The organism is Bacillus canaveralius (assembly GCF_002860125.1).
GTDB lineage: Bacteria > Bacillota > Bacilli > Bacillales > Cytobacillaceae > Bacillus_BJ > Bacillus_BJ canaveralius.
The window spans coordinates 1-4,076 of the sequence record NZ_PGVA01000097.1 but is presented as its reverse complement, the minus strand read 5'-3'; the positions used below and the strand labels follow the sequence as shown (position 1 = coordinate 4,076).

2 protein-coding genes and 2 pseudogenes are annotated in these 4,076 nt (G+C 40.8%); all 4 read left to right on the top strand.

All coding sequences use genetic code 11. The features are described 5' to 3' along the window. Positions 1–524 precede the first annotated feature (524 nt). Positions 525–1,302 (top strand): annotated as a pseudogene (locus CU635_RS22845) (recombinase family protein). A 148-nt stretch (positions 1,303–1,450) separates the two neighbouring features. Then, positions 1,451–2,554, top strand: a pseudogene (locus tag CU635_RS22840) (IS110 family RNA-guided transposase); the annotation flags it as partial. A gap of 13 nt (positions 2,555–2,567) precedes the next feature. Beyond that, positions 2,568–2,813: a hypothetical protein gene (locus CU635_RS22835; protein ID WP_142382840.1), complete on the top strand. Its 246-nt coding sequence runs from the start codon at positions 2,568–2,570 to the stop codon at positions 2,811–2,813. Positions 2,814–3,029: 216 nt separating this feature from the next. Continuing rightward, on the top strand, positions 3,030–4,076 hold a 1,047-nt coding region (locus CU635_RS22830; RefSeq protein ID WP_180960025.1), incomplete at its 3' end, for an RHS repeat domain-containing protein.

Genomic DNA, 4,076 nt, shown 5'->3' with positions numbered 1-4,076 from the left:
CTCACGTACGGTTTGATGAGGGGGAGCAGGAAAAGGAATTGTCTCCCTGTCTGGCTTAGTAAGGTGGAACACCCTGAAACCCGAGGACAAGAAGACAATATCTAATTCCTGTTTTCTACTCTACAAAAATAATACAGGAACATAAGGAAAAGTGAACAAAAAGGAAAATAAGGATGATTTGAGCAGGACAAAACGAAAATGATTGTGTTTGAGAATTGAGAGCTCATGATAGTAGTACCATCATGGAGTTTTATTTTAATACTGGGCTAGGAAGAAAAGTGTGAGAATTGGGCGAGATGACATTTTATATGGCAGGGGTAGTAATAACATGGCACAGGCAATAAACTAACGAGAATGACAAAGCTCGTGGCGAAAAACAATGTGCAATGTGAGAGAGTGTTGTTTTATTGCAAAGGGCAAATAATTTTTTGGTTGTATTTTTACTAGAGACGGTCGTATAATACTCGCTATTCGTTTAAAAAGCGTTACATAAATTGTAATTTTCGTAACGGGAGGGTGAAAAGTTGAACGTTGTTGGGTATATACGAGTCTCCACTCAAGGGCAAGCAAGAGATGGATATAGCTTGAAATATCAAGAAGATGAAATCAAAGCATATTGTAAAGAACAAGGCTGGAACTTGATACATATTTTTAGAGAAGAAGGAATTAGCGGTGCCAAACTAAATGAGGAAGCACTGGAAATTGACAGGGTGGGCTTACAGGAAATGTTGGCTCACCTTTCGTCTGTCCAAATTGATTATGTGGTTGTGCTGAATACAAGCCGATTATGGCGGTCAGATATTGTAAAGGTGTTGATACAGCGAGAGTTGAAAAAATATGGATGTGATATTAAAAGCATAGAACAGCCATTTTACAGTATTCATAAGAAAGACCCAAATGATTTTTTTGGTCAATGGATTAATGGAGTTATTAGACCAATATCAACGGCTTGAAATTGCCCTCAAACTAACGAAGGGGAGAAATAAAAAGGCGAAGGAAGGTGGTTATGCAGGAGGAAGGGCAACATTTGGCTACCAAAAGCAGAAAGGTGAAAAGGAACTAAAGATACATAACGGTCATGCAGAAGTAGTTAAACGGTTGTTTGAACTTAAACAGCTACATAGGAAATGGTCACTGACTAGGTTGGCAGAAACATTGAATGAGGAAGGTTATCAAACAACGCAAGGTAAAATGTTTACCAAAGTACAAGTGAAACGCATTTTAGACCGAGAAAGCTTTTATCAAGGGATTTATACATACGGACATATACAAGCAAATGGGAAACATGAAGCAATAATTTAAAAGTTTACTTAAAAAAAGGGCTCATTTTCTTATAAGTTCTTTTGAAACGGTGAAAATGGATAGGCTTTCGTACCAATGCGCACTGTAAGGTGAACGCTCGAACTAAGGTTGCCGGCATTTTCATTTTTATTGAATAGGGGATGAGAAAATGCATGAAAAACAGAAACATTTGTATGTCGGAGTGGATTTGCATAAACAACACCATGTGGCAGTGATTATTAATTGTTGGCAGGAGAAACTAGGTGAAATAAAGTTTGTAAATAAACCTGCCGCCTTCTCTATGTTTTTACTGGATAATGATAAACTGATGGAAGAAGGATTGACACCTGTATTTGGTTTAGAAGATGTTGGAGGCTATGGACGAGCGTTAGCGAAGTATTTAGCAGATCACGGGCAAATTGTAAAAGAAGTAAACCCAGCTCTTTCATACGCTGAACGAAAAAGCCATATGACCACACAAAAAAGTGACAGCTGGGATGCGGAATGTGTTGCACGCATTTTGTTGAACAAACTGAACCATTTGCCTGACGCGAAACCGCATGATTTATTTTGGTCGATACAACAATTGGTCACTAGAAGAAATGCATTGGTGAAAGCTCAAGGTGCTTTAAAAAACCAACTGCATATTCAATTGAGCCATCATTACCCGAGCTATAAGAAGTTTTTCTCAGAAGTAGATGGAAAAACGGCATTGGCTTTTTGGAAACAATACCCGTCACCTTTAAGTTTAGACGGTGTAAGTGTGAAGAAATTGACCACTTTTTTATTAGAAGCCAGTAACAATACATGTTCAGTGAAAAAAGCGAATGAAATATTGAAGCTGATGAAAGAAGATGGACACACAGCGAAAAGAACATCAAGAAACACGTGACTTTCTAGTGAGAAGCATCGTCCGAGATATTTCGTTTAAAAAGCAGGAAATGAGCTATGTGGAAAGAGAATTAAAAGAGTTAATGAGTTTATTAGACTTTCAGTTAGATTCGATGCCAGGGATTGACCTCGTAACAGCTTCAGCCTTAATTGCAGAAATTGGCGACGTTAGACGCTTTCCGAATGCCAACAAATTAGCGCGATTTTCGGGGATAGCGCCTGTTTATTTTGGCTCTGGTGGGAAAGGCAAGGAACAAAAAAGCAAACAGGGAAATCGGGCGCTAACGCTTTATTTTACAACCTAGCATTACAACAGGTGCAGGTAGCGAAGGGAAGCAAACTGCCAAGGAATCCAGTGTTCCATGCTTACTACGAAACAAAAGGAGATAGAAAACGTGCCAATCGAAATGAAAAATTTTTTAATTGACATTATTTCTGAGGTGCAAGAAAAGTATAATCAAACTCTCATATCAGACAGTAATAAGAGTTTGGAGGATAAACATTTTAGGCTAGGCGCAAATTATGCCTACTATGATGTTTTAGAACTCATTGAGACTCAACTAAATTTGTTTAGCTTTCAATTAGACGAAGTTCCTCACATTGCGCCTGTTTTAGGGGAGAAGATTAACAACAAAATATAAAAGACATTATATTTGCCTCAAGTGTACATACATTCTTGAGGTTTTTTCTGTGAAAATATTATTCTTTAAATATTTCTATATACTCGATCAGTTGGGAAATTATGAAATTGACCCATAAAAGCTAATAAGTAAACAGAGGAACTGTCGGAACGTAACTTTGTATATTTCTATTTGGTTTTGGTTATACTAACTAGTTTGCATTCCTTGAGAGGCTCCTTGTTTATTAGCATGGAGAAGATAATACAGAGCATTCGATGCGAAGTCGCAACGAGTGCTTTTTTCACTAGGAATGAAAAGCCGGACTATGTGAAGAAGTCGATCCGGAAAGCGAAGTATCAATATGATGAGGCAGGCAACCGGATTGAACAAAATGAAGACGGCAAAATTACGAAATACCGTTATAATGAATTAAACGAACTCGTGGAAGCCGGCGACAAGAAGTATTTCTATGATGCCAACGGCAACCTCGTTGAAAAGGAAACAAGGGAAGGCACGATCAAGTATGACTACACGACCGACAACCGCTTGAAAGGCGTGTACTACCCGGACGGCTCGCAAGTCGAGTATGAGTATGACGCGCTCAGAAGAAAAGCCTCCAGAACCCAGGGCTATTATCACCTTTCCAAGAAAGGTAACGGCTGGAGCTGGGGAAACCGGGATGATTGGAAAGATTGGGATGAATGGGACGATTGGGGCAAGTGGTACGACGGAGAGAAAAACAGCCTGAAAAAGTGGAAGGGCAAACCGCTTTATGAGGAAACCACCCAGTATCTGTATGACGGACTGGATGTGTTCAAAGAATACGGCGAACATGGACAGCCGCTCGCCCAGTATTACCAGGGCGCAGACCACACGATTGCCCGGAAGACGTTCGGTTATCACGGCAGGAAGCAGGAAGAGTACGAAGGCAATGTCCAGTCAAAAGGCGGACTGTTGTATTACCATGAAGACGCCCTCGGCAACATCCTGGATGTGACCGACCGCAGCGGAGAAAAACGGGGATCGTACAGCTATGATGCGTTCGGCAACCTGTTCAGCCATATGGCGGCACCATACAACGCCGTCGGGTTCACCGGCAAATCGTATGACGCGAAAGCAGGCATGATCGATTTCGGCTCAAGATGGTACAGCCCGAATGAAGGCCGCTTCACCACGATGGACACCTTCACAGGTTGGAAAGACATTCCTGCAAGCTTGAACAGATACTCTTACGTTCACAATAATCCACTGAAGCTGATTGATCCAACGGGACGTGCAGCGGAA